The sequence below is a fragment of the Anaerolineales bacterium genome, from assembly GCA_019637805.1.
Classification (GTDB): Bacteria; Chloroflexota; Anaerolineae; order Anaerolineales; family UBA11579; genus JAMCZK01.
In genome coordinates this window covers 194,732-218,626 of sequence record JAHBVB010000002.1, presented here as the reverse complement: position 1 = coordinate 218,626, position 23,895 = coordinate 194,732, and the positions used below count along the sequence as shown (strand labels likewise).

Genomic DNA, 23,895 nt, shown 5'->3' with positions numbered 1-23,895 from the left:
AACGAAAAGAGCAGCTTTTGCCCAGCGCTGGCGCCAGTCCACTCATTGACGCATTTGCAGTGCAAAAGGTATAATCCGGCGACTTAACTCGAAAGATTGGTGACCTGATGCAAGCATCCCTTTTGAATATCGCAATGATCCTCCTCTCAATCGCTCTGGTAGCCAGCATTGTGGTGCAGAGCAAGGGCGCGGGCCTGGGCGGCCTGACCGGCGGTGACATGGGTGGCGGCTCCTTTACCGCTCGCCGCGGCATCGAAAAGACGCTGTTCCGCGTCACCATTCTGCTCAGCGTTTTGTTCTTCGCCCTGGCGCTGTACACGGTATACGTCACCGGCTAATCTGCTTCTCTTCAAATGAGTAAACTGCGCTGGCAGGTCATGCTTGTCGCGGTGGCTCTGCTGGCCATCGCCGTTCTGTTGCTGACCCAACAGCCTTTGCTGAACGCCTTTAGCGCCGCCCCGGCGCAAGGCGGCATCTATATTGAGGGCCTGGTCGGCAGCCTCGGCCGCCTCAATCCCCTGCTGGATGACGACAACGCCGTCGATCAGGACGTGAACCGCCTGATCTTCAGCGGCTTGGTGCGCTTCGACGACCGCGGCAACCCGCAGCCTGACCTGGCGGAAATCTGGGGCATCTCCCTGGACGGCCTGCAATACAACCTCAAACTGCGCGAGGGCCTGCAGTGGCATGACGGCCAGCCGCTGACCACGGCCGACATTGCCTTCACCGTGGAGCTGATGCGCAACCCTGCCCTGCCCATCTCCGAAGATGTGCGCGCTCTGTGGCAGAGCGTGGAGGTCAACGTCTTCGACGCCCTCAACATCCAGTTCCTGCTGCCGGCGCCTTTTGCGCCCTTTATGGACAGCCTGAGCTTCGGCGTGCTGCCCCAGCACATCCTGGGCGAGATGGACCCAGCCGCCCTGCTCAATGCGCCCTTCAACCTGGAGCCGGTGGGCTCTGGCCCCTATCGTTTTGTGGAACGCCTGACCGAAGATGGCACGCTGACCGGCCTGGTCTTGCAGGCCTGGGACGGCTACTACGCCGGGCGGCCCTTCATTGATGAGATCACCTTCGAATATTTCGAGAGTTCCGCAGCGGCCCTGCAAGCCTACCAGAACGGCGACATCCTCGGCATCAGCTACGTGGACAACCAAACCCTGCCCAGTATATTGAATGAGCCTACGCTCAACCTCTACACCGGCCGCCTGCCGCGACTGGGCATCCTGCTGCTCAACCTGGACAATTCCTCGGTGCCCTTCTTTCAGGAAGTCGAAGTGCGCCAGGCCCTGCTCAGTGGCATCAACCGCCAGCAGATCATAGACCAGCACCTGCTGGGCCAGGCCTTCATCGCCGACGGGCCGGTGCTGCCCGGCAGTTGGGCTTACAACGAGAATATCCCCTCCCTGCCGTTCGACACCCAGGCTGCCACGAACACCCTGCGCCAGGCCGGCTATATCATCCCCGCCGAAGGTGGACAAGTGCGTGTGCGCGACGGACTGGCCCTTGAGTTCGAGCTGCTGCACCCCGACATTGAGCCCTACCCCAGCATCGCCGAAAACATCCGCCGGGATCTCAGCGCGCTGGGCGTGATCGTCACCCTGCGCGGCCTGCCCTACGAGACACTGGTCAGCGACTACCTCGACCCGCGCACTTACCAGGCCGCCCTGGTGGACCTCAACCTGGCCAATTCACCCGACCCGGACCCCTACCCATTCTGGCACCAGTCCGGCATCACCGGCGGGCAGAACTATTCCAAGTGGGACGACCGCCGTGCCAGCGAATACCTGGAGCAAGCGCGCGTCTCCATCAGCCAGAACCAGCGCCAGCGCCTGTACCGCAACTTCCAAACTCACTTTGGTTTTGAACTGCCCGCGCTGCCGCTCTACTTCCCCGTCTACAGCTACGCCATCTCCAGCCAGGTGCGCGGCGTGTCGATGGGTCCCATCTACCAGTCCAGCGACCGCTTCGCCAACATCCACGAATGGTTCCTGGTCACGCGCAGCGCAGCCGAAGAGCTGGACGCACCGCTGGAAGTCACCCCTCAGACCGAAAATTAGCCCTTACGGCGTCGAATACAGATCTCTATAGATGTTGTAGAGCTCGTAAATGCTGCGGATGTGGTTGTGCGTCTCCGCAAAAGTGATTACCTCTAAATACAGGTCGGGGTCGTCCTCATCCAGCAAGCCCTGCCAATAGGAGGCATTGCCCGGCCCGGCATTGTAGGCCGCCAGGGCCGCGTACATATCGCCGTCGTAGCCATTGGTCTGGATCGCCAGGTAATGTGCCCCCAGCGGAATGCTGACATAAGGCCGGTAGAGGTCGTCGTACTCAAAGTTCGGCGGCCAATTGGTCAGGCCCACCAGGTAATCCGCCGTGGCGGGGATGATCTGCATCAGCCCATAGGCGCCCGCCGAAGAAGTGACGAAACCCTCGAATAAACTCTCCTGGCGCATCATGCTGTAGAAGAACAGCGGGTCCAGGCCCTCTTTGGCGGTTTCCGCCAGCACCAGGTCTTTGTAATAGGCCCCAAAGCGCAAGCGGTTGAAGTAGACCGGCGCGCTGGTCAGCGTGGCCGCGTCGCTCATGCTCTGCATGTTCAGCACTTCCCGGGCGGCGAAGATGCCGGTGCGGTACAGCCCCAGGTCGATCAGGTAATTGGCCAGCCGGTAGGAATTGGCCGCGTCGGTGGTCAGGTTCTGGCGCAGGCTCTCAAACTGGGCGCGGGCCAGCTCGTACTCGCCCAGTTTCCACAGCTCGGTACCGCGCTGGAAGCGCGGGTCGCTCAGCAGCGGGCCGGGTACGCTGAGGTCGGTATCCGCCGGCAGGGCGAAGGCCGTGCGCAGCCAGGCTTCGGCCTCACGCCGTTCGGCTTCCACATCGTAGTCGAAGGAGAAATTGGCTGGGGGTTGGAAAGGCGCCCGGCCGGCCAGCAGGTCTGCGGCGCGCTCGCTGTAATAGCCGGTCGGGTCAGCTGCCGCCGCCCGGGTCCAGGCGCTGCGCGCGCCGTCTGCGTCGCCCTGGGCCTGCAAGGCCTTGCCAAACCAGAACTGCGACTGGGCCTCTTCTTCCAGGCTCAGCGCGGACTGGAACGCGCGCAGGAACAGGCCCTGCGCCTCCACAAAGTTCCCCAAGCGATACGCGCTGATGCCGGCCCGGTAAATGGCGTTATAGGCATGGCTGGAAGAAGGGTATTCGTTGGCCACCCGAGGCCAGATCTCCACAGAACGCGTCAGGCGCCCGCCATTCTGGGCGATCTGCCCGGCCAGGAACAGGAACTCCGCCGAAGCCGGCTGGCTGGGCGTGCGCGCCACAAAAGTCAGCAGCGTCTCGATCGCCCCGTCATAGTCTTGCTGGCACAGCCACTGCGTGCGCGCCTTCTGGCGGTAAGCATCCACCCAATTGGCGGCATAGGCATAGTCGTTGATCAGGCGGTCCCAGGCCTGCAAAGCCGCCGGATAATCGCCCATGGCGCGCAGGGACAGGGCGCGGTAGTAGGCGGCTGAGTCGTCGGTCGTGTCCGGGTTGGCCTGCAAATAGCGGTCAAACGCCGCAATCGCCAGGATGTACAGCTCCACCGCCGCCTGCGAACTGGCTCCGCAGGTGGCGGCCTGCGTGGTCACCGCCGCGTGGTAATTTACCAGGCCGCGCTGGAATTCGCTCACCGGCTGGCCGGCGTTGACCAGCTCCACCAGCGCCGCGTGGCTGGAGAAGGCCAGCGGATAGCTGTTGACCGCGTGCTGAAAGCGCTCGTAGGCCGTAGCCGTGTCGCCCAGGTCGCGATAAGCCCGGCCGATCAGCAGGTCCAGGTCCGCCCGCAGGTAATCATTGCCGGTGGCCTCGAAGACTGCCTGGTAGCTGACGATGGCGGCGGCCCTGTCGCCGGCGGCCAGCTGCATATTGCCGATCTTGACCTGCAGGTTCAGCGGGTCGCCCAGCCGCGGGCTGTCCGCTGCCAGCTGGTAAGCCTCGATCGCCGCCGGGTAATTGGCCGCCTGGTAGAACAGGTCGCCGCGGCGTTCATGTACATAGGAGTCGAGCAGCCCGGGGCTGGCGTCCATATATTGCTGGTAGGCCTCAGCCGCCGCCAGTGGGTTGTTCAGGTCTTGATACACCTGGCCCAGGGCGTAATAGGCCCGCGCCGCCGAAGGCGTGCCGGCATAGTCGAGCGAGAGAGCTTGCAGCGTGTCGCGGGCGCGGGTGAACTCGCCGCGCTGGCGGTAGACGCGGGCCATGCCCAGCCGCGCTGCCGCCTGCCACTCGGGGTCTTCGCTCTGGCGGAAGGCGCGTTCGTATTCGGCCAGCGCGCCTTCCCAGTCGCCGAAGAAGTACAGCTGGTCGGCGGCTTCAATGCGCGCTTCAAGAGTGAGTGTGGGCACCGGGGTGAGCGGCGGAGGAGTGGCGCTGGGTTCTTGGGGCGGGCTGCTGGCCAGGGTGGAAGTGGGCAGCGAGGGGTCCAATACCCGTTGCAGGTTGCAAGCGGCGCCGGCAAGCACCAGCGCGGCCAGCCCCAGCAGCCAGGCATTGCGCTTCATGCGCAGGACTATACCTTGCGCAAAATGGCGTGTCAATGCAAACTACAAGCGGAGCTTATCCTAGCCTAATCCTGCCTAAGAACGGGGACACCCATGAGCACTCCATATCGCATTGCTGATTTGCCTAGCGCCGAACGACCGCGGGAGCGCCTGCGCCAGCAGGGCGCCCGCTCGCTGAGCACCGCTGAACTGCTGGCCGTGCTGCTGCGCACCGGCGTGCCGGGCGAAAGCGCCGTGCGCCTGGGCGAGCGGCTGCTGAGTCACTTCGGCGGTCTGGCCGGCCTGCAGCGCGCCGACTTTGACGATGTCAAGAGCCAGCACGGCCTGGGCGAAGCCAAGGCGGCCACGCTCAAGGCGGCCATCGAACTGGGCCGCCGCCTGGCCGTGCAAGAGCCGGGCGAACGCCCCGCCATCGCCAGCCCGGCGGACGCCGCCGCCCTGGTGCAGTACGAGATGGCCGGGCTGGAGCAGGAGCACCTGCGCGCCATCCTGCTGGACACGCGCAACAAGGTCATCGCCATCGACGAGGTCTCGCAGGGCACGCTCAACTCCGCCCAAGTGCGCATGGCCGAGCTGTTCAAAGCCGCCATCCGCCGCAATGCCGCCGCGCTGATCCTGGTCCACAACCATCCCAGCGGCGACCCAACCCCCAGCGCCGACGACATCGCCCTCACCCGCCAGGTGCGCGAAGCCGGCCGCCTGCTGGAGATCGAGGTGCTCGACCACCTGATCATCGGCCAGGGTCGCTACGTCTCGCTGAAAGAGCAGAAGTTGGCGTTTTAGCGGACCGGTAGGGGCGGTTTGCAAACCGCCCCTACTACGCGATGCTGTTTTGCATGCCAGAAAGTCCGGGTAAACATGCCGCCACGACAACGCCGTTCCATCCGTCTGCCGGAGTACGATTACAGCCAACCCGGCGCATATTTTGTGACCCTTTGCGTCGAAGGCAAGGAGCATCGCCTGGGGGCAGTTATCGGGGGTGGAATGCAGTATAGTGGCTTGGGAATGATTGCCTCGCAGGCATGGGGCTGGCTGCCAGAGCGTTTTCCGCTGGTCAGCATTCCCGTATTCTGCATAATGCCCAACCATGCCCACGCCATTATTGTTGTCAGCAACTCTCGAAGGGGCGCTTTGCAAAGCGCCCCTACCAAAACCGACCCTAGCAAAAGCGGCCCCACGTCTGATTCTGTTCGGCCGAAGCCCCTAGGGCGAATTGTCGGCGCATACAAAACCCACACCACCGTGCAAATAAACGCTGCCGAAAACACAGCTGGACTGCGTTTCTGGCAGCGCAATTATTACGAGCGCATCATTCGCAACGAACGAGAATACGAGGCTGTTTACGCGTACATCCAGGCCAATCCAATCAATTGGGAACAGGATGAATATCGATAGTAGGGCGGTTTGCAAACCGCCCTACACAAACCTAACGCTGGGTTTAATGGTTTAATTGTCAGGGGATGAAAACGTCACCAATTCTCAATTCTCCATATTACGAGCCCACTCGGCACTTCGCTGCCGACCAGCGCGGCTTGAGCGACGAAATTATCGAAGGCCGCCGGCCAAGCAGCTTCTACATCCCTGTACCGCGTGCCAGGAATCGTAAACAACAATTGGAACTGGCCGATGCGGAAGGCGCCTTTGGCGAAGAACTCCAGCAAGAAAACGAATTCATCAACAAGGTCCGGGGGAAGGTAGGCGACTGGCGGGCAGCCGAGTATCCTGGCATTACGCGCACTTCGCGGGAACTGCTCTTGTATTGGCGGGATGAAAGCCGGGAGAACAAGCTGTTCTTCTGCCAGATTGAAGCGCTGGAAACCCTTATCTACATCAATGAGGTGGCTGAAAAAGCCGGGGAGGCCTGGGCAATCGCCGCACTCACCAAAGCGAACCAGGAAGCCAACCCCGGCTTGTACCGCCTGGCCTTCAAAATGGCAACCGGCACCGGCAAGACAGTGGTTATGGCGATGATGATCGCCTACAACACCTTGAACAAGGTGCGCTATCCGGCGGACACTCGTTTCACGGATACCTTTGTCATCATCACGCCCGGCATCACCATCCGCGACCGTCTGCGCGTGCTGCAACCCAGCGAGCAAAAGAACTATTACCGCGAACGCGACATTGTTTCCCATCACGATATGGAGCAGTTGCAGGCGGCAAAAATCCTGATCACCAACTACCACCAACTGGAACTGCGCAGCAATCCGAGAATCAAAATGGGGGCCGTGCTAAAGTCCACCGGGCTGATTGATGAACAAGTGACGAAAGAATCAGCCACCGCAATGGTCAACCGCGCTTTCAAGTCGATTGCCGGCAAGTCCCGAGTGCTGGTCATCAACGATGAGGCGCACCACTGTTACCAGGCCCGCCCCAGCGAAGAGAAGCTGGCTGGCGACGACCGCAAAGAAGCCGATGAGAACAATGCAGAAGCCCGCGTGTGGATAAACGGCATTAAAGCCCTGGCAGAAAAAATCGAGGTCAATGCCGTGATCGACCTCTCCGCCACGCCCTACTTCCTGCGCGGCTCCGGCTATCCGGAGGGCACGATGTTCCCCTGGACGCTATATGACTTTTCACTGCTAGACGCGCTGGAAAGCGGAGTTGTGAAAATTCCACGGCTGCCGGTGGAATCAGACACCATCCGGCAAGAGGAAATGCCAGAATTCCGCAACCTCTGGGTACACGTGCGCGACGAACTGCCCAAGAGGGGCCTCCGCACCGGAGACTACGATCTCTCCAAGGTGGATTTGCCGACCAAGCTCTCCGCGGCCCTGCTCTCGTTGTATGGAAATTACGAAAAAAATTATCAAAAGTATGAAATAGCCAGCCAGCCAGCCAGCCAGCCAGCCAGCCAGCCAGCCAGCCAGCCAGCCAGCCAGCCAGCCAGCCAGCCAGCCAGCCAGCCAGCCAGCCAGCCAGCCAGCCAGCCAGCCAGCCAGCCATGTAGTTAGCTCCCACGCTCTGCCGCCGGTGATGATCGTGGTGTGCAACAACACCACGGTTTCCGAGCTGGTCTATCGCTGGATTGCTGGCTTCGAGCACCCTACTACTGGCAAGATCGTTCCCGGCAAGCTGCCCATCTTCAGAAACGAAGATGGCGTTCACTTCTTCGACAAGCCCAATACGCTGATCATCGATTCGCACCAGCTGGAGAGCGGCGAGAAGATAGACGCCAATTTCAAGAAGGTCTTCGCGCGCGAAATAGAGGAATATCGCAAAGAGTATCGCAAGCGCTTCCCCGGCCGCGACGAGCCAACGGACGAAGATTTGCTGCGCGAAGTGATGAACACGGTGGGCAAGCCCGGCAAGTTGGGCGAAAACATCAAGTGCGTCGTGTCCGTCTCCATGCTCACCGAAGGTTGGGATGTGAACACGGTGACGCATATCCTCGGCGTGCGCGCCTTCTCTACGCAGTTGCTCTGCGAGCAGGTGGTCGGCCGGGCCTTGCGCCGCGTGGACTACACGGTGAACGAGAACGGCCTGCTCAATGAGGAATACGCCGAGGTATACGGCGTGCCCTTCAACTTCTTGCGCTTCGAGGGCAACCCGCCGCCAGTGGCGCCCAAGGTGCACCACCGCGTACACGCCCTGGAGAGTCGTTCACAATACGAAATCACTTTCCCGCGCGTATTTGGCTATCGCTATGAGCTCAACGAAGGCAAGCTCTCCGCAAAATTCACTGAAGAATCCAGGACGATTATTGAAAACGAGCCCACCGAAGTGGTGCTGGGCGGAGTTGTGGGCCAGGAAATCAAAGAGGATTTGGAAAAAATCAAAGAGCGCCGCGAAGGCACCGTCATCACCCACCTTACGGAAGCCCTGCTCAGTCGCTATTACGAAGATGCAGACGGGGATCCGAAAATCTGGCTGTACCCGCAACTTAAGCGCATTGTTGAGCAATACGTGCAAACCCAGGTGGTACTCAAGGACCGCATGGTCATCGGCTATTTATCCATCGGTGAGTACTTCAACGGCGCACTGACCAAGATACAGCAGGGCATTGTGGCCGACCACCTGAGCGAGGACGGCGAGAAGAAACTGCTGCCCATCCTGGCGCCCTACGATGCGCTCGGTTCCACCCGCTATGTAGATTTCCTGACCACCAAAGAGGTGCACGAAACGGTGAAGAGCCATGTGAATTACGTGGTGGCCGACACGGAGATGTGGGAGCAAGGCGTAGCCAAGCGCCTGGAGCAGATGCTTGAAGTGCTGGCCTATGTGAAGAACGAGCGCCTGCAATTCGTCATCCCCTACGAGCACCAGGGCAACTCGCTCTCCTACCATCCGGATTTCATCGCTGTGCTGGAAATGCCGGACAAAGAAAAACTGAACTTGATAGTCGAAGTGACCGGCAAGAAGGACGACAAGAAGGCCCTGAAGGTCAAGACCGCCCGGGAATATTGGGTGCCCGCGGTGAACAACCTGGGCCAGCACGGCCGCTGGGCCATGCTGGAGGTGCAGGACATCCACGAAGTGCAGAACCTGATCCGCCTGGGGATGGACAAAGGCTTTGAGAGCCTGAGCCCACAAGAATTGGTTTAACGAGACTGCCATGCCAAAACGAAAACCCATCAAGAAGAAACCCGTCACCACCGCCGCGCCGGTTAGCTCCTACAAGCACGAGACCAAACGGGTGCGCATCCCCACCCAGGAGGAGTCCGAGAAGCTGCCCGCGCGCCAGAAGCAGCCGGTGAAGAAGAAATACGCCTACGACCCCTCGCTGGACCCGCAGTTGGTTTGGGCGGGCAAAGAGGAGCAAGGCGCCGAATTCTCCGTGCCCACCGTGCCGATTTATGTGCAGGAGAAGATCGCGCCGGAGGCCATCATTGCTCGCCTGAAGCTGGGCGCGGACGAAAACGCGCAGATGATGCTCTTTGGCGAGACGGCGGAGACACAGATCGCCAAAGCCGTGGAGTTCTACGAGCACGAGGACAACTGGCAGAACCGCATGATATTGGGCGATTCGCTGCTGGTGATGAACAGCCTGCTGGAAAAAGAGCGCATGCGCGGCAAGGTGCAGTGCATCTATATTGACCCGCCCTATGGGATTAAGTTCGGCTCAAACTGGCAGGTGTCTACAAGGAAACGAGATGTAAAAGAAAACAAAGTAGAAGACTTCGTTCGCCAACCTGAGCAAGTAAAGGCTTTTCGTGACACATGGGAACTGGGCATCCATTCATACCTGACCTATCTGCTGCAAAGGCTAACAACTGCCAGGGAATTGTTAGATCAAAGCGGTTCATGCTTTGTCCAAATTTCAGACGAAAATGTTCACTTTGTCAGAACTTTAATGGATCAGGTCTTTGGGGCTAACAATTTTGTCTCACAAATCACCTTTCAAAAAACTGGCGGTTTCGGCTCATCAACCTTGGATAACGTGTCGGACTATATTGTTTGGTACGCTAAAGACAAGTCAAACCTTAAATATCGGCAACTTTATTATTTAAAGACGCCGGATCAGGGATATGAGGCGTACAACAAAGTTGAACTAGCAGATGGGACAGTTAGGAATCTAAGTAAGCAAGAAAAGCAAGATTGGGGAACCGTTAGCGGCAGAATCTTCCGAACCCAGATTCTGGAATCTGCTGGTGCGTCAAGCAAAGATCAGATTTTTAACTTTGAGGGAAGAAAATACACTCCTTCAAGCGGCGCGCACTGGAAAACCTCTTTGGATGGTTTGGAAAAACTTGCTGCTCTAGGCAGGATAGTTAAGACCGGATCCGGTCTGTCTTACAAGCGGTATCTGGATGACTTGCCTGTAACACCGTTAATAAACCTTTGGAGCGATACTGCATCTGGGAGTGGAATGCAAAAGGTTTATGTAGTTCAGACGAACCAAATTGTAATTCAGCGTTGCATCCTCATGACCACCGACCCCGGCGACATAGTGCTCGACCCCACCTGCGGTTCGGGCACTACAGCCTATGTGGCGGAGCAATGGGGTCGGCGCTGGATCACCACGGACACTTCGCGCGTAGCCCTGGCCTTGGCCCGCACTCGGCTGATGAGCGCCAAATATCCCTACTACCGGCTCAAGGACGAGGCCAGTATCTCCATGGGCTTTGAATACAAGACCGTGCCGCACATCACATTGAAATCTTTGGCCAACGATGAGGAGCCCGCCCAGGAAATCCTCTACGACCAGCCGCTGGAGGCCAAAGACCTGGTGCGCGTCGCCGGCCCGTTCACAGTCGAATCGCTTTCGCCGCATCGCGTCTCGGACCGGCAAGAGCTGCTCTCCACCGAGCGCTTTGCGCAGACCATCGTCGAGAACATGCTCAAGGCCGGCGTGCAAACCGGCGAGAAGGACGCCCGCTTGGAATTCACCAATCTGGACATCCTGCCCAGCGGGCCGGAAGTACAAGCCGTCGGCGAGTATCAGAGCGAAAACGGCGTCAAAAAGGTGGCTGTCTCCATCGGCCCGGAATTCGGCAGCGTGGACGACGACTTCATCCGCCAGGCAGCCCGCGTATCCAAAAAGTTTGCCGATTTGCTTGTGGTGGCCGCCACTTCTTTCGATGCATCTGCCTTCTCCGAACCCAGCCAGGTCAATGGCCTGCGGGTGTTGAAGGTCAAAATCAACCCCGACCTGTCGATGGGCGACCTGCTCAAAAAGACTGGCTCGGGCAACCTCTTCCTGGCCTTCGGCGAGCCCGAGATCAAGGTCAGGGAAGCCGAAGGCGGCGCGCAGGTGGAGGTGCTGGGCGTGGACGTCTACGACCCGGTGAAGAGCGAAATCCGCAGCAGCGGCAGCGGTGATCCGGAGCACGACATCGCCGCCTGGTTCGTGGACACCAACTACAACGACGAAGCCTTCTTCGTCACCCAGGCCTACTTCCTGGGCGCAGACAAGCCTTACGAGAAACTCAAGAAAGCACTCAAGGCAGAAATCAACGAAGACGTCTGGGATGAACTGTACTCAACCACCTCGCGCCCCTTCCCCAAACCGAAGACCGGCAAAATCGCGGTCAAGGTCATCAATCACTATGGTGATGAAGTGATGAAGGTGGTAGAGGTGTAGGGGCGGTTTGCAACTGCCTACCACACCAATCGCGTAGGGGCGGTTTGCAAACCGCCCCTACCCAACCACCTCAAACCCGCTGAACTCCCCCGTCGCCGCGCCCCACTCCGCCTGCACATCGCTCACCGCCGAGCCCGGCGGCCCCTGACGGGCGGCAACCAACAGCCGCTCCAGTGCTGGCCGCGGACCCTCAGCCACAGCTTCCACGTGGCCGTCATGCAGGTTGCGGGTCCAGCCGCTCAGGCCGAGCTCCTGCGCCTGGCGCATCACAAAATAGCGAAAGCCCACACCCTGCACATGGCCGGATATCAAGATGTGGAGTCGTTGGTTGGACATGGGCTTATGTATTGCTGAACGCTGATTGCTGACTGCTGATCGCTATCTCCGCCCACTCAGCCGCAGCACCAGGAACAGGGCCAGCGCTGCCCCGGCCGAAGCCAGGATCGTCTGCCACGGCACCGCCGCCAGCCAAAATTCAACGCCCTGCGGCGAGGCGGTGAAGCGCGCCGTTTGCCATGCGGTCTGCAGGCCGTTCAGGTCGGTCCCGAAGTCCTGTTGCGGGGCGCCCAGGCATTCCCCGTCGTGCAAATAAGCGTCCACCAACAGGTGGAAGCCGGTCTGGCCATAGGTTTCCACCAGGTAGTGCACAAAGTCGCCCGCCTGGGCATAGGCCAGCCGGGCGCTGGCCGCATCCTGCGGAAAGCTGGCGCACAGCGCCGCCAGCGGCAGCAGGCTGCCCTGCCCGGCCGCCGCGGCCAGCAGCGCCGCCGCTTCCGGGTCGGAATACAGTTCGGCCTGCGCCGCAATGCCCTCATTCAGCCAGACCGGCAAGCGGGCATACGGCTCCGGCCCCAGGGTCTGGTACAGCATCAGGTGCGCCACTTCATGCGGCACCTGGCGCTGCACCTCCAGGCTTTGGCCGGGGCCGGGCGGCAGGGCCAGCAAGAGCATCTCGGCCGCCGGGTCCGTGTGGCCGGCCTGCCAGGCGATCCCGGAACGCCCGGCGATCAGCTGCACATCGGCGGCGTCCTCATACACGCGCAGTGTGGCCGCGGCCAGTTGCGCGCCCGGCAGCAGCGCCTGGGTGCGCAGCACGCCCTGGCGAGCGGCCGCCAGGATCGAAGCCGCATAGCCCGCGTCGCCGGCATACCAGTGCAGCGTGAACGGCCCGTCCTGGTAGCTGTTCCAGGCGTAGCGGTTGTCGTCGTAGAAGAATGAATAGACCTGGCTCTCGTGAACCAGGCCGCGCAGATCGGCGAAGCGGAACCAATAGCGGACTTCAGTAAAGGGCGGCGGCTGGTTGGCCGCCTCCAGGGGCACGTTAACATCCAAAAGGCGGTTCTCGCTCAGCTCGCCTTCATACACCCAGTGCCGCCCGCTGCCCTCCCACTCATAGAAGACAAAGGCGTTCATGATGCGCATGCTGGCGGCAAACTCGGCTTGGAAATGCAGCGAATCGTTGAACAGATAGCTGTGCGTTTGCTCCACCACCTGCACCCCTTGCTGGGCGGCAGCCGCGGTCGCAGCAGACGCCGGAGCGGCCAGTGGCGCCAGGCTTGGCACAGCCAGGCAGCCCAGCGCGGCCGCGCACAACCCGGCCCGACTAATCCAGTTCGGGGTCGTCATCCTCGTCGATGGGCAGGTCGGGGCGCACCAGGTCTTCCAGGTCATCCGGCGAAAAATCCAAAATGGGCATCTCGGACATTTCATGGGTGAAGGCCAGGTTTTCCAGCGCGTCCTCCAGCAGCTCGATCTCTTCTTCGTCCTCGCTGCGCTCGAGCAGCTCTTCCAGGGCGTCTTCCACGCCCTCGCCGCCGATCTGCGAAAGCGACCAGGCCGCCGTCAGGCGCAGCTCAGCGTCCTCGTCCTGCAGCAGGTCGATCAGGGCCGGCAGGGCCTCGCCGATCTCCAGCTCGCCCGCCGCCCGGGCCGCCTCGCGGCTCAGCTCGGCGTTGTGGTCCTTCAGCCGGTCCAGCACCGGGCGCGTCCAGCGGTCATCGGCGGAGCGGCCCATGGCATACAGGGCGCTGCCGATCCAGTCATCGTCGTCACGCTCATAGGCCTGCTCGATCAGGTCAGGCACTTCCGGGCGGCTGGAATAGCCCAGGGCTTCCAGGGCGCGGCGCTGCACCAGTTCATCGGGGTCGTCTTCGTAGGTGCGCAGCAGGGCTTGTTCCGCTTGCTGCAGGTCTGCCGGGCGGATGGACTGCAGCTCGCCCCAGAGCACATACTGGCCCAGGCCCGCCGCGGCCTGGGCGCGCACTTCCCCCACCGGGTCATCTTGCACCAAGCGCAGCAGCCGTTCCAGGAACGCCGGCTGCTCAGAGGTCCACAAAGCGCGCACGGCGGTCACGCGCACCCGCGGCTCTTCATCGTCCAGGGCGATCAGGTTGACCGCGTCGAACGACAAGATCACGTTGCCCTCGGCCAAAGCCTCCAGGTCCTCCAGCACGCCCAGCCGGCGGGCGGCGGACAAGCCCGGCCACACGGCGCGCAGCGCCCCGGCTTCCACGCCGTCCAGGTTGGAGAAGCCATACAGCAGGCGCGCCGGCATAGGCTGCGACTCGTCGCGCAGCGCGCTCAGCACCTCATCAAACGAAATATCTTCCGGTGTGGGGGTCAGGTCTTCTTGCATTTTTAGGGAAGCACGATCGGGTTGAGGAAATCTTGAACATTGATATAGATCAACAGCATCAGCAGCAAGGCGAAGCCGACGAAGTTGACCGTGTTCTCGTAGACGGCAGGCACCCGGCGGCGGAAGAGCAGCTCCGGCAGGGTGAACAAGATCCGGCCGCCGTCCAGCGCCGGCAGGGGCAGCAGGTTGAGGATGCCCAGCGAAATCGAGATGGAGGCGAAGAAAGACATGGTGTTCACGCCGGCGGGCGTGGGGCTCTGCGGGGCTGTGTCGGCGGCCCGTACCGCGGTGAAGATGTCGTACATGCCCTTGTAGCCGATCAGGCGGCCTTCATCTTCGTTGGCCGTCCCGCTCAGCAGGCGGCCCGGCAGGCGCAGCAGGTTATCGGCCTGCTGGCGCACCATCTGCACACCCAGGCTCAGCGCCTGCGCCGGGTTGGCCGCCACACTGGGGTTGCCCATCGCAATCCCAATCGCGCCATCCGGCGGGGGTGGGTCGCGCGGCACCAGGTACAGGTTGTGTTCCTCGCCGGCGCGCTCAATCGTCAGTTCGATCTGCTCGCCCAGGCTGGCATAGATCAGTTCTTGCAGCCTCTGGCTGCTGGTCACCGGCTGGCCGTCCACGCGCAGCAGCACATCCCCCACCTGCAGGCCGGCGGTCTGGGCCGGCGAATCGGGCGAGATGCTCATCACTTCCACCCGGCTCAGGTCCGGCGCCCCGATCTGCATGAAGATGATGAAATACAGAACCACCGCAGCCAGCAGGTTCATCGCCGGGCCGGCCAACAGCACGAAAATCCGCTTAAGCGGCGGGGCGGCAGACAGGCCTCCGGGCACATCCGGGTCATTTTCACCCTCGGGCAGAACAAACCCGCCCAGGGGCAGCGCATTCAATGTGAAATCGGTTTCGCCCCACTTGAAGAGGGTCATGACGCGCGGCGGCAGACCAATCCCAAATTCCTTGACCTTGATGCCGCTGAATTTGGCGGCAAAAAAATGCCCCAATTCATGCAATACGATCAGGGATACCAAGGCAACCACAAAAAGAATTAACGTCATGATCTGTTCTCCAAAGTCCAATCCGGAAATTATATCGTTTGCCGCCGGCGAAACCGCCGGGGCAAACTAAGACGGGAATTAGGAAGCCGGCAGCAGCTGCGCCGGGCCGCCGGCGCCGGCCCGCAGCACACGCAGCACGCCGGGCACCTGCTGCAGCGCGGCGCTCAGCGCGTCTGCGCCGCTGGCCGGGCAGAGCACATGCACATTCGGCCCGGCGTCCAGCGTATAGAAGGCGGGGGTGCCGGCCGCGCGCCAGGCGCGCACCGCCTCCATCACCTCCAGGCTGGCCGGCAGCCAGTAATGCAAGCCGGGCTGCGAGGTCATCATCACCGCGTGCATCAAATGGCAGTCCAGCTCGGCCACTTCTGCCAGGGCTTCGAAGTCTCGCTTTTGGATCGCCGTGCGACACTGCTCCAGGCGCTGCGGGGCGCCGGCCAGGCGGGCGGCCTGCAGCGCGGAGCTGCCGGCCAGCACATGCCCGGCGGTGGAGCCGGTGGCCTTATGGGCTTCGCTGATCACGGCAATGCAGTCCACCAGATCCCAGTACGTCGCTGGGGCAATACTGCTGGCATAGCTTTCGGCGTCGCTGCCCGGCCGCCATTCCACAAAACCGCCCGGCACCGAGCGGCTGGCGGAGCCAGAGCCGCGCCGGGCCAGGCGCGAGAGGGCGGCTTCGTCCAGCTGCAGGCCGGCAGATGCGCTGGCCGCCAAGGCCAGCGCAGCAAAGGCTGAGGAGGACGAAGCGATCCCAGCCCCGCTGGGGAAATTGTTGCGGCTCTCCACGCGGGCCGGGCTGGCGATGCCGGCCTGCCCGCGCACCAGGTCCAGAAAAGCCGTCACGCGCTGGGTCTGCTCAGGGCTGGCGGTTTTGCCGTCCAGCAGCAATTCATCCCCAGCCAGGCTGCTGGTGAACCGCACCGAGGTATGGGAATGCAAACCATCCAGGTTCATGGAAATCGAGCCATTCGAAGGCAGGCGCAAAGCCTGGTCCTGGTTGCCCCAGTATTTGATGAAGGCAATGTTGGGGTGTGCGACAGCAGTTGCCTGGGTCATAAGGTCATCGCCAATCCATCGGCGCGCGGGTCGCTGCCGCCCCACAGCACGCCAGTCTCCCGTTCTCGCAAGATCACTTGCCCGCGGCCAAACAAGGCCCGCGGCAGCCCGTCCACCTCTTTCAGCTGGTGGCCCATGGCAGCCAGCTGGGTTTGGGTGCCTTCGGGCAGCCCATGTTCCACCGCCAGCTCCAGCGAGGCACTGCCGTCTTCAATACAAAAGCGCGGCCGGTCCAGGGCCGTCTGCGGGTCCAGCCCATCGTCGATCAGCCCCACGGCGACCTGCATGTGACCCTGCGGCTGCATGTACCCGCCCATTACCCCGTAGCTGGCAAACAGCTCGCCGCTGTCGGCATGCGTGATCATGGCCGGGATGATGGTGTGGTACGGGCGTTTGCCCGGGGCCAGCGCATTGGGGTGCGCCGGGTCCAGGCTGAAACCATAGCCGCGGTTTTGCAAGGTGAAGCCCCAGCCCTTGGGCACCATGCCGGTGCCGAAGCCGTGATAATTGCTGTTGATGAACGAGCAGGCGTTGCCCTCGCCGTCCACCACGCTGAAATACACGGTGTCGCTGCCCGCCGTGGGGCGGCCGCGGGCCACATCCGCCACGGCATGCCCTGGGTCGATCAGGGCGCGGCGCTGGGCGGCATAGTCCTTGGAAAGCAGCGCCTCCAGCGGCGCCGGGTGGCTGGCCGGGTCGGCCACGAACCAGCGCGTGTCGGCAAAGGCCAGGCGCATCGCCTCAACTATCAGGTGCCAGCGCTCTGGCCCCAAGGGGTCCAGGCTGGCCAGGTCAAAGCCTTCCAATATGTTCAAGGCCAGCAAAGCGGCCAGGCCTTGCCCATTGGGCGGGCACTCCCACACGCGCAGGCCGCGGTAGTCGGCGAAGATGGGCTCATCCCAGGTGCTGTGGTGGGCTGCCAGATCAGCAGCCGTCATCACGCCGCCGGCCTCGGCCAGCACCGCCACGATCGCCTCGGCGATCTCGCCTTGATAAAAGGCCTGTGCACCGCCTTCTGCCAGACGGCGCAAGGTACGCGCCAGGCCGGGGTTACGGAAGATCTCGCCCGGCCGCGGGGCACGGCCTTCGATGGTCAATTCGTGCCCGTTAGGCGCGCGGCTGAGCTGATTTTGCGCCCCGCGCTCCCAAAAATGGCTGGTGACCGGGGCCACGGGGAAGCCCGCCTCAGCCAGCTCGATGGCCGGGGCCAACACCTGCCCCAGCGGCAGGCGGCCAAAGCGCGCCACAGTGTCGCACCAGCCCGCCGCCGCGCCAGGCACCGTGACCGTGTGAGCATGGTACAGGGGCAGTTCAGTCAAACCCTGCTGGTTCAGCAGATCGAGGCTAAGGGCCGCCGGGGCGCGGCCGGAGCCATTCAGGGCATGCACCTGCCGCGTGGCCGCTTCATAATAGAGGGCAAAGCAATCACCGCCGATACCCGTGCTGGTCGGCTCAGTGACGTTGAGCGCCGCAGCGGTAGCTACTGCCGCGTCGGCGGCGCTGCCGCCGGCGCGCAGCATCTCCAGGCCGGCGGCGGTGGCCAGCGGTTGGCTGCTGGCCAACATGCCACCGCGGCCCACGACCGGCGAACGGCGCGAAACAAACTCAGGCACAGGAGCGAAGTTCATGCCCGAAGATTCTAACTGGCTTTGCAGGCTGATCTAGAGGAAATCTTCGGCGTAATGGCAGGCCACCCAGTGCTCGGGCTCCAGCTGGCGCAGTTGGGGTTCTTCCACGTTGCAGTGGCCCATGCGCGCTACCGGACAGCGCGGGTGGAAGCGGCAACCGCTGGGCGGGTTCAGCGGGCTGGGCACGTCCCCCGTGAGCAGAATGCGCTCTTTCTTCTCTGCCGGGTGCTTCTTGGGCACGGCAGACATAAGCGCCTGTGTGTAAGGATGCAAGGGCTTCTTGAAAAGCGCCTTGCGCGGCGCGATCTCCGCCACACGGCCCAGATACATGACCGCCACACGGTGCGAGATATGTTCCACCACCGCCAGGTTGTGGGCCACGAACAGGTAGGTCAGCCCGAGTTCCTGCTGCAGGTCGGAAAGCAAATTGAGCACCTGCGCCTGGATCGATACGTCCAGGGCCGAGACTGGCTCATCCAGGACGATGAACTTGGGATCCAAGATCAAAGCGCGGGCAATGCCGATGCGCTGGCGTTGTCCTCCGGAGAACTGGTGCGGGTAGCGGGTGGCGTGATAGTCTTCCAGCCCAACCTTCTTGAGCACCTCAAGTACGCGCTCAAAACGCTCCTGCGGATCGCCAATGCCGTGAACCACCAGGGCCTCGGCAATCGATTCGCCCACCGGCAGACGCGGGTCCAGCGAAGAATACGGGTCCTGAAAGACGATCTGCATATTGCGGCGCAGGTTTTTCATCCCGGCCGCGTCGGCGGCCAGCACATCTTCTCCTTCGAAGAAGATGTGCCCAGCCGTAGCCTCTTCCAGGCGCAGCATGGTCTTGCTCACCGTGGTCTTGCCGCACCCCGATTCGCCTACCAGGCCCAGTGTCTCACCAGGGTAGATGGCAAAGCTGACATCGTCCACAGCTTTAACATCTGCCACTTTTCGACGCAGTAAGCCGCCGCGCACTGGGTAATACTTCTTGAGGTTGCGCACCTCGATCAAGGGGCTACGCTCTGGGGACGTTTGGCTTTTGGCGCTCATTTGCGGTCCTTCTTGCCGGCAAACGCTTTTAGAGGCGGTGTGTGGCCGGCATGCTCCTGATACAGCCAACAGCGCACTTTGTGGCCCGCATCAAATTCGATCAAGTCGGGTTCGACCTGCGTACAAATCTCCAGGTTATGCTCCACCCGAGCGCCGCAGCGGGAAGCAAAGCGGCAGCCCGGCTGCAAGTTGATCAGGCTGGGCACATTGCCCGGGATAACTTCCAAACGTTCCTTGGTGTCCCCCAAAACCGGGATGGAGCCCATCAGACCCTGGGTGTAAGGATGCAAGGGCTTGTCGAAGAGCGCCGTTGTGTCGCCCTCCTCCACGATCTTGCCCGCGTACATTACGGCCACACGGTCAGCCAGCTCGGCAATCACGCCCAAGTCATGCGTGATGAGGATCACCGCCGTGTCGGTCGTGTCGCGCAGGTCTTGCATCAAGTCCAGAATTTGGGCTTGGATAGTAGCGTCCAACGCGGTGGTGGGCTCATCCGCAATCAGCAGCCGCGGCTTTAGCGCCAGCGCCATGGCGATCATCACGCGCTGGGCCTGGCCGCCCGACAGTTCGTGCGGATAGGCCTGGGCCTTGCGCTCCGGGTCCGGGATGCCCACCCGGCGCAGCAATTCGACGGCTCGCTGGCGGGCGTCCTTTTCACTGATGGTTTCATGGATCTTGAAGACTTCCACGATCTGGTCGCCAATGGTGAACACAGGATTGAGGCTGCTCTTTGGCTGCTGGAAGATCATGGAGATCTGGCTGCCGCGCACCTTGGTCATTTCAGCAGGGGTTTTGTCCAGCAAGTTCTCCCCTTGCAGCAAGACTTGGCCATCCACGATCTTGCCTGGGGTGTCCACCAAGCGCATGATGGATAGCGAGGTAACGCTTTTGCCACAACCCGATTCGCCCACCAGGCCAAAGACCTGGCGCGGGGCTACCTGGAAGTCCACACCGTCAACCGCCGTCAATACGCCGTCATCGGTATAGAAGTAGGTCTTTAGATTCTGGACATCCAGCAAAGGTTGGGGGGCGGTTTTCTTGGTCGACATGCTTGCAGCCATCCTAGGTCTTGGCCAGTTGCGCCAGGCGGGGGTCCATAGCGTCGCGGAAACCATCGCCCAGCAGGTTGAAGGCCAGCACCGTGACCATGATGGCGATGCCGGGGAAAAAGACCAGATGTGGAGAAGTGAAGACCTGGTTGCGCTCCGTGCCTAGCATGGTGCCCCACTCCGCCAACGGCGGCTGAGCGCCAAGGCCCAGAAAAGAGAGCGCCGCGGCTTCCAGAATGGCGCCGCCGATGCTGAGGGTGGCTTGCACGATCAAGGTCGGGATGGCATTGGGCAGAATGCGGATAAAGAGGATGCGCAGCGGACTGGCGCCCAGCGAACGCGAAGCAGTGACAAAATCCAACTCTTTGAGGGAGATGACACTGGAGCGCACCAGACGGGCGAACACGGGTACGTTCACTATCGCAATCGCATACAACGCATTCTGCAGGCCGCGCCCCAATACGGTGATGATCGCAATGGCCAGCAAGAAAGAGGGAAACGCCAGAATGACATCCATGATGCGCATGATGATGTTGTCGACCCACCCACCGGCGTAACCGGAGACGGCGCCAATGATGGTGCCAAAGATGACGGCCAAGCCAATCGTGGAGAAACCAATAAACAGGGAAACCCGCGTGCCGTAGATAATGCGGCTGTATTGGTCGCGCACGTTGCCGTCCACACCCATGTAATGCTCCGGCTGGTCTGCGGAGCAGCCCAGCAAGTGAATGCATGGCCCAGCCCGCTTGTCAATGCTTTCCACGCCAATCAGCGATTGGTCGGGGTCATAAGGGGCCAGGGCCGGGGCAAAGATGGCCACCAAAACCAGAAAACCCAGAATCAGCATGCCAACCTGGGCATTGCGCTGGCGGAAGAGGCGCCGAAATGTAAGAAAGAGCAGACTATTGTTGCGATAGTCTTGCACTTGCTCAACCGAAGCGACAGGGGGACTTTGAACAGCCATGGCGCTCACCTACTCAATCTTGATGCGTGGATCAATAAAGGCATAGCAGATATCGACAATCAAGTTAATGGCTACATAGCCCACGGCTATCACCACCGTGAAAGCCTGGATGACAGGAAAGTCTCTCCCAGTGATGGCATCAAACAGGGCGCGGCCCACCCCCGAAAAACTGAAGATGGTTTCGGTGAGCACCGCGCCGGCAAACAATGTGCCGGTCTGCAAACCAACTACCGTGATAATGGGCAACAGTGCGTTGCGCAATGCGTGCTTGAGTATCACGGCACGTTCGGCCAGGCCTTTGGCCCGGGCTGTGCGCACATATTCAGCACCCAGCACATCCAGCATGCTGGAGCGTGTGATGCGGGCAATAATGGCCAAGGGAATGGTACTGAGGGCCACGGCGGGCAAGATCAGATGTTTGATGCCGTCCGAAAAGACGTGCCATTGGCCGGTGATAAATGAATTAAATAAGACCAGGTTACTCAGGAAATCAGCTGCTTGCGCTCCCAGGCTGCCAGAAATTAACTGCCAATCCCACACTTTGTAGAAGGGGGCAGCAATCACGCCAGCCGTTAAGCGGCCGCTGGGGGGCAGCCAAAAAGGCGTATCTTTCAGGAAAATGGAAAAGACATAGGCCAGCATCAATCCCAGCCAGTAGACGGGCATGGATACGCCAATGTTGGAGCCGACCATGGCGGCCACATCAATGCGCGAATTGCGCTTCACCGCAGACAGGATGCCAGCAGGAATGCCAACCATCACGGCCAGAATTAGGGCAGAAACCCCGAGCTCCAGCGTCACCGGCAAACGCTCGATCAGCATCAACGACACCGGTCGGCTGTAGCGGATGGAGCTGCCAAAATCTCCTTCCAACAAGATCTGGCGCATGTAGATCCCCAGTTGCACCAGCACAGGTTGATCCAGACCCATGCGCTGATTAAAAGCCTCGCAGGCCGCCTCTGTAGCACGCTCGCCCAAGGCCGAACGACATGGATCCCCCGGAATGGCCCGGGCGATAAGGAAGGTAACAACCAGGATGCCGAGGATAACAGGAATGGCCAGCAGTACGCGGCGTACGATGTATTGGATCATAGCAGTGTCCAAAAGTGCGCGGGGTGGGTAGTTCCGCCTGGGCGGCCCCACCCCGCGCACTCAAGCTCTAAACGTCAGAGCCTTGCGCGGATGGAAGATTCTTTTCCTTATTCCGCGTTGATCAAGGCATCCCACAGGTAAGCAAAGTAATCGAAGCTGCCTGTGTTGCCCACATGGTACGGATTGGAAGCATCCAGACCGGCGGCGAAGGAAGCCACCACGTCGTTGGCGTCAAAGTCAGAGCCATCGTGGAACTTCACGCCATCACGCAGCGTGCAGACCCAAACCGTGGAGTCGTCATTCGGGGTACAAGCCGTAGCCAGTTCAGGCACGGTGTCACCGGAATCGGTAGCGTAGTCCAGCAGGGTTTCCACCACCTGCTGGCAGGGGCGCAGCGATTCACCGTCGGTTTCGTCAGCGCAGTACAGGCTGATCGGTTCAGCATTCTGGACATAGACCAGCGTATCCGCACCCGGATCCAAGCGATAGAACTCGTTGGAGCCGAAAGGCGGATAGTAGGCGCCGCCCAAGCTGGCGGAAGCCGCATGGGCCACAGAGCCGTGAGCCACCGGCACCATGGGCACCAGTTCCTTGATGGCATTGTTGGCCTGGGCGTACAACGGGGCCGCTTCAGCCAAGTCACCGATCGAGGAAGCCTGCTGCAGCACTTCGTAGATCTCAGGGTGGGCGGTACCCAGCTGCGGGTTGCCCGCGCCGAAGTGGAAGTCCAAGAAGTTGGTGATGTGCGGGTAGTCCGCGCCCCAACCCAACAGGTGAATACCGTCGAGGGCGCCGGTGGTAGCCAGTTCAATGAACTCGCCAGATTCCATCGGAACCACTTGGGCGTTGATGCCCAGGTTCTCACGCAGCTGAGCCTGGATTTCCACAGCTACCAGCGGGGGCTCCGGCAGGTAAGCGCGGAACACGTCGCGATAGTAGATGGAGGTGTCGAAACCATCCGGGAAGCCGGCTTCAGCCAACAAGGCGCGAGCCGCTTCGGGGTCAAAGTCATACCAAGCTTCACCTTCGCAGCCATTGGGGATACCGCAGGGGGTGAAGGAGTGCGGCACTTCCGATCCAGGAGGATAGAAGTTATCCACAATGCGTTGGCGGTCAATACCCATGGCAACGGCCTGGCGTACGCGAACGTCATCCCAGGGCGCAAAGGTATTGGTGAAACCAATGTAGAAGACGTTGGGGTTGTCTTGCGGGATCAACACCAGGTTCGGGTCGCTTTCCACAGTGGCATAGTCATCCGGGCTGATGTTGGTCACGAAGTTGGCCGTGCCAGCCTGCAGTTCCTGCAGACGAGCGGCGCCTTCAGTAGCCCAGCGAAGCACAGCGGTTTGGGCCGGGCCAGCTTCACCCCAGTATCCGTCAAAGCGGGTGAAGACCACCTGGTCACCACGTACCCACTCGCTGACCATGTAGGGGCCGGTACCAATCGGGCGTTCCAGCAATTCGCCGGTGCCGCCGGTAGAGGCGATCCACTCCTTCGGCTGAATGCCAAAGGGAGTAAAGGCGATCTTGGCCAGGAAGGCCGGATCCGGCTTACACAGATTGAACTGCACGGTCAGGCGGTCGACAGCTTCGATGGACAGGACCTTGCCGCCGTAATCGCAGCTGCCTGCATCCAAGATGTCGCCGACAAAGTCTCCGGCCGGGGCTTCTTCCCCAGCAGGAACTTCTTCGGCGGGCGCTTCAGTCGCTGGAGCCGCACCGGCTCCACAGGCGACCAACAGCAAGCTGGCCACTACCAATAGCGCCAACACGCTAAACAGCTTTTGCCTTTTCATATACTCTCCTAGGTTTTGTCTCT

At 61.3% G+C, this 23,895-nt stretch carries 19 protein-coding genes; 7 read left to right on the top strand and 12 right to left on the bottom strand.

The features are described 5' to 3' along the window. Positions 1 to 107: 107 nt before the first annotated feature. Positions 108 to 338 carry a preprotein translocase subunit SecG gene (gene secG / locus KF885_06700; GenBank protein ID MBX3048844.1) on the top strand — a complete coding sequence of 77 codons (231 nt, stop codon included), beginning with the start codon at positions 108 to 110 and terminating at the stop codon, positions 336 to 338. A gap of 15 nt (positions 339 to 353) precedes the next feature. Beyond that, on the top strand, positions 354 to 2,057 hold the full coding sequence (locus KF885_06695; protein MBX3048843.1) for a hypothetical protein: 1,704 nt from the start codon (positions 354 to 356) through the stop codon (positions 2,055 to 2,057). Positions 2,058 to 2,060: 3 nt separating this feature from the next. Here KF885_06695 and KF885_06690 read toward each other — a convergent pair whose 3' ends face one another. Next, complete coding sequence (locus KF885_06690) at positions 2,061 to 4,532, bottom strand: tetratricopeptide repeat protein (protein MBX3048842.1); 2,472 nt, start codon at positions 4,530 to 4,532, stop codon at positions 2,061 to 2,063. A gap of 93 nt (positions 4,533 to 4,625) precedes the next feature. Between KF885_06690 and radC the strand changes: the two genes are divergently transcribed. The 5 genes from radC (at position 4,626) to KF885_06665 (ending at position 11,556) form a co-directional block, all read left to right on the top strand. Continuing rightward, a complete protein-coding gene (radC, locus tag KF885_06685; protein ID MBX3048841.1) occupies positions 4,626 to 5,315 on the top strand; it encodes a DNA repair protein RadC in 690 nt (229 codons plus the stop codon). A 75-nt stretch (positions 5,316 to 5,390) separates the two neighbouring features. Beyond that, positions 5,391 to 5,927: a hypothetical protein gene (locus KF885_06680; protein MBX3048840.1), complete on the top strand. Its 537-nt coding sequence runs from the start codon at positions 5,391 to 5,393 to the stop codon at positions 5,925 to 5,927. A 65-nt stretch (positions 5,928 to 5,992) separates the two neighbouring features. Next, positions 5,993 to 7,486, top strand: a complete 1,494-nt coding sequence (locus KF885_06675) for a DEAD/DEAH box helicase family protein (protein ID MBX3048839.1) — start codon at positions 5,993 to 5,995, stop codon at positions 7,484 to 7,486. A 19-nt stretch (positions 7,487 to 7,505) separates the two neighbouring features. Next, positions 7,506 to 9,077, top strand: coding sequence for a hypothetical protein (locus tag KF885_06670; GenBank protein MBX3048838.1), 1,572 nt, complete (start codon positions 7,506 to 7,508; stop codon positions 9,075 to 9,077). Between the two features lie 10 nt (positions 9,078 to 9,087). Beyond that, on the top strand, positions 9,088 to 11,556 hold the full coding sequence (locus KF885_06665) for a site-specific DNA-methyltransferase (GenBank protein ID MBX3048837.1): 2,469 nt from the start codon (positions 9,088 to 9,090) through the stop codon (positions 11,554 to 11,556). A gap of 57 nt (positions 11,557 to 11,613) precedes the next feature. Here KF885_06665 and KF885_06660 read toward each other — a convergent pair whose 3' ends face one another. From KF885_06660 to KF885_06610, 11 genes are all read right to left on the bottom strand, one after another. Then, positions 11,614 to 11,892 (bottom strand): acylphosphatase, encoded by a 279-nt coding sequence (locus KF885_06660; protein MBX3048836.1) that lies wholly within the window; start codon positions 11,890 to 11,892, stop codon positions 11,614 to 11,616. Between the two features lie 42 nt (positions 11,893 to 11,934). Beyond that, positions 11,935 to 13,182 (bottom strand): hypothetical protein, encoded by a 1,248-nt coding sequence (locus tag KF885_06655; GenBank protein MBX3048835.1) that lies wholly within the window; start codon positions 13,180 to 13,182, stop codon positions 11,935 to 11,937. After that, the gene (locus tag KF885_06650) at positions 13,160 to 14,191 is read right to left on the bottom strand and encodes a HEAT repeat domain-containing protein (GenBank protein ID MBX3048834.1); all 1,032 of its coding nucleotides are present in this window, start codon (positions 14,189 to 14,191) and stop codon (positions 13,160 to 13,162) included. Before KF885_06650 ends, KF885_06655 begins: the two co-directional genes overlap by 23 nt. Before the next feature lie 2 nt (positions 14,192 to 14,193). Next, positions 14,194 to 15,249 (bottom strand): site-2 protease family protein, encoded by a 1,056-nt coding sequence (locus KF885_06645; GenBank protein ID MBX3048833.1) that lies wholly within the window; start codon positions 15,247 to 15,249, stop codon positions 14,194 to 14,196. Positions 15,250 to 15,327: 78 nt separating this feature from the next. Further along, positions 15,328 to 16,302 carry a diphosphomevalonate decarboxylase gene (gene mvaD, locus KF885_06640; GenBank protein MBX3048832.1) on the bottom strand — a complete coding sequence of 325 codons (975 nt, stop codon included), beginning with the start codon at positions 16,300 to 16,302 and terminating at the stop codon, positions 15,328 to 15,330. Then, positions 16,299 to 17,930 (bottom strand): gamma-glutamyltransferase, encoded by a 1,632-nt coding sequence (gene ggt, locus KF885_06635; GenBank protein ID MBX3048831.1) that lies wholly within the window; start codon positions 17,928 to 17,930, stop codon positions 16,299 to 16,301. The genes mvaD and ggt overlap by 4 nt, the downstream gene beginning before the upstream one ends. A gap of 33 nt (positions 17,931 to 17,963) precedes the next feature. Continuing rightward, positions 17,964 to 18,971 carry a dipeptide ABC transporter ATP-binding protein gene (locus KF885_06630; protein MBX3048830.1) on the bottom strand — a complete coding sequence of 336 codons (1,008 nt, stop codon included), beginning with the start codon at positions 18,969 to 18,971 and terminating at the stop codon, positions 17,964 to 17,966. Then, entirely contained in the window at positions 18,968 to 20,020 is a 1,053-nt protein-coding gene (locus KF885_06625) for an ABC transporter ATP-binding protein (GenBank protein MBX3048829.1), read from the bottom strand. The genes KF885_06630 and KF885_06625 overlap by 4 nt, the downstream gene beginning before the upstream one ends. A gap of 13 nt (positions 20,021 to 20,033) precedes the next feature. Further along, complete coding sequence (locus tag KF885_06620; GenBank protein MBX3048828.1) at positions 20,034 to 20,984, bottom strand: ABC transporter permease; 951 nt, start codon at positions 20,982 to 20,984, stop codon at positions 20,034 to 20,036. 9 nt (positions 20,985 to 20,993) lie between these two features. Then, positions 20,994 to 22,076, bottom strand: a complete 1,083-nt coding sequence (locus KF885_06615) for an ABC transporter permease (GenBank protein ID MBX3048827.1) — start codon at positions 22,074 to 22,076, stop codon at positions 20,994 to 20,996. 107 nt (positions 22,077 to 22,183) lie between these two features. Next, the gene (locus tag KF885_06610; protein ID MBX3048826.1) at positions 22,184 to 23,872 is read right to left on the bottom strand and encodes a hypothetical protein; all 1,689 of its coding nucleotides are present in this window, start codon (positions 23,870 to 23,872) and stop codon (positions 22,184 to 22,186) included. Positions 23,873 to 23,895 lie beyond the last annotated feature (23 nt).

What these genes read in the sequence shown, in the direction of transcription:
- KF885_06680 (MBX3048840.1), top strand. Translation starts at nt 5,391, where the DNA reads ATGCCGCCACGACAACGCCGTTCCATCCGTCTGCCGGAGTACGATTAC.
- KF885_06615 (MBX3048827.1), bottom strand. Translation starts at nt 22,076, where the DNA reads ATGATCCAATACATCGTACGCCGCGTACTGCTGGCCATTCCTGTTATC.
- KF885_06630 (MBX3048830.1), bottom strand. Translation starts at nt 18,971, where the DNA reads ATGAGCGCCAAAAGCCAAACGTCCCCAGAGCGTAGCCCCTTGATCGAG.
- KF885_06620 (MBX3048828.1), bottom strand. Translation starts at nt 20,984, where the DNA reads ATGGCTGTTCAAAGTCCCCCTGTCGCTTCGGTTGAGCAAGTGCAAGAC.
- mvaD (MBX3048832.1), bottom strand. Translation starts at nt 16,302, where the DNA reads ATGACCCAGGCAACTGCTGTCGCACACCCCAACATTGCCTTCATCAAA.
- KF885_06645 (MBX3048833.1), bottom strand. Translation starts at nt 15,249, where the DNA reads ATGACGTTAATTCTTTTTGTGGTTGCCTTGGTATCCCTGATCGTATTG.
- KF885_06610 (MBX3048826.1), bottom strand. Translation starts at nt 23,872, where the DNA reads ATGAAAAGGCAAAAGCTGTTTAGCGTGTTGGCGCTATTGGTAGTGGCC.
- KF885_06660 (MBX3048836.1), bottom strand. Translation starts at nt 11,892, where the DNA reads ATGTCCAACCAACGACTCCACATCTTGATATCCGGCCATGTGCAGGGT.
- KF885_06695 (MBX3048843.1), top strand. Translation starts at nt 354, where the DNA reads ATGAGTAAACTGCGCTGGCAGGTCATGCTTGTCGCGGTGGCTCTGCTG.
- KF885_06650 (MBX3048834.1), bottom strand. Translation starts at nt 14,191, where the DNA reads ATGCAAGAAGACCTGACCCCCACACCGGAAGATATTTCGTTTGATGAG.
- KF885_06665 (MBX3048837.1), top strand. Translation starts at nt 9,088, where the DNA reads ATGCCAAAACGAAAACCCATCAAGAAGAAACCCGTCACCACCGCCGCG.
- secG (MBX3048844.1), top strand. Translation starts at nt 108, where the DNA reads ATGCAAGCATCCCTTTTGAATATCGCAATGATCCTCCTCTCAATCGCT.
- ggt (MBX3048831.1), bottom strand. Translation starts at nt 17,930, where the DNA reads ATGAACTTCGCTCCTGTGCCTGAGTTTGTTTCGCGCCGTTCGCCGGTC.
- KF885_06675 (MBX3048839.1), top strand. Translation starts at nt 5,993, where the DNA reads ATGAAAACGTCACCAATTCTCAATTCTCCATATTACGAGCCCACTCGG.
- KF885_06690 (MBX3048842.1), bottom strand. Translation starts at nt 4,532, where the DNA reads ATGAAGCGCAATGCCTGGCTGCTGGGGCTGGCCGCGCTGGTGCTTGCC.
- radC (MBX3048841.1), top strand. Translation starts at nt 4,626, where the DNA reads ATGAGCACTCCATATCGCATTGCTGATTTGCCTAGCGCCGAACGACCG.
- KF885_06625 (MBX3048829.1), bottom strand. Translation starts at nt 20,020, where the DNA reads ATGTCGACCAAGAAAACCGCCCCCCAACCTTTGCTGGATGTCCAGAAT.
- KF885_06655 (MBX3048835.1), bottom strand. Translation starts at nt 13,182, where the DNA reads ATGACGACCCCGAACTGGATTAGTCGGGCCGGGTTGTGCGCGGCCGCG.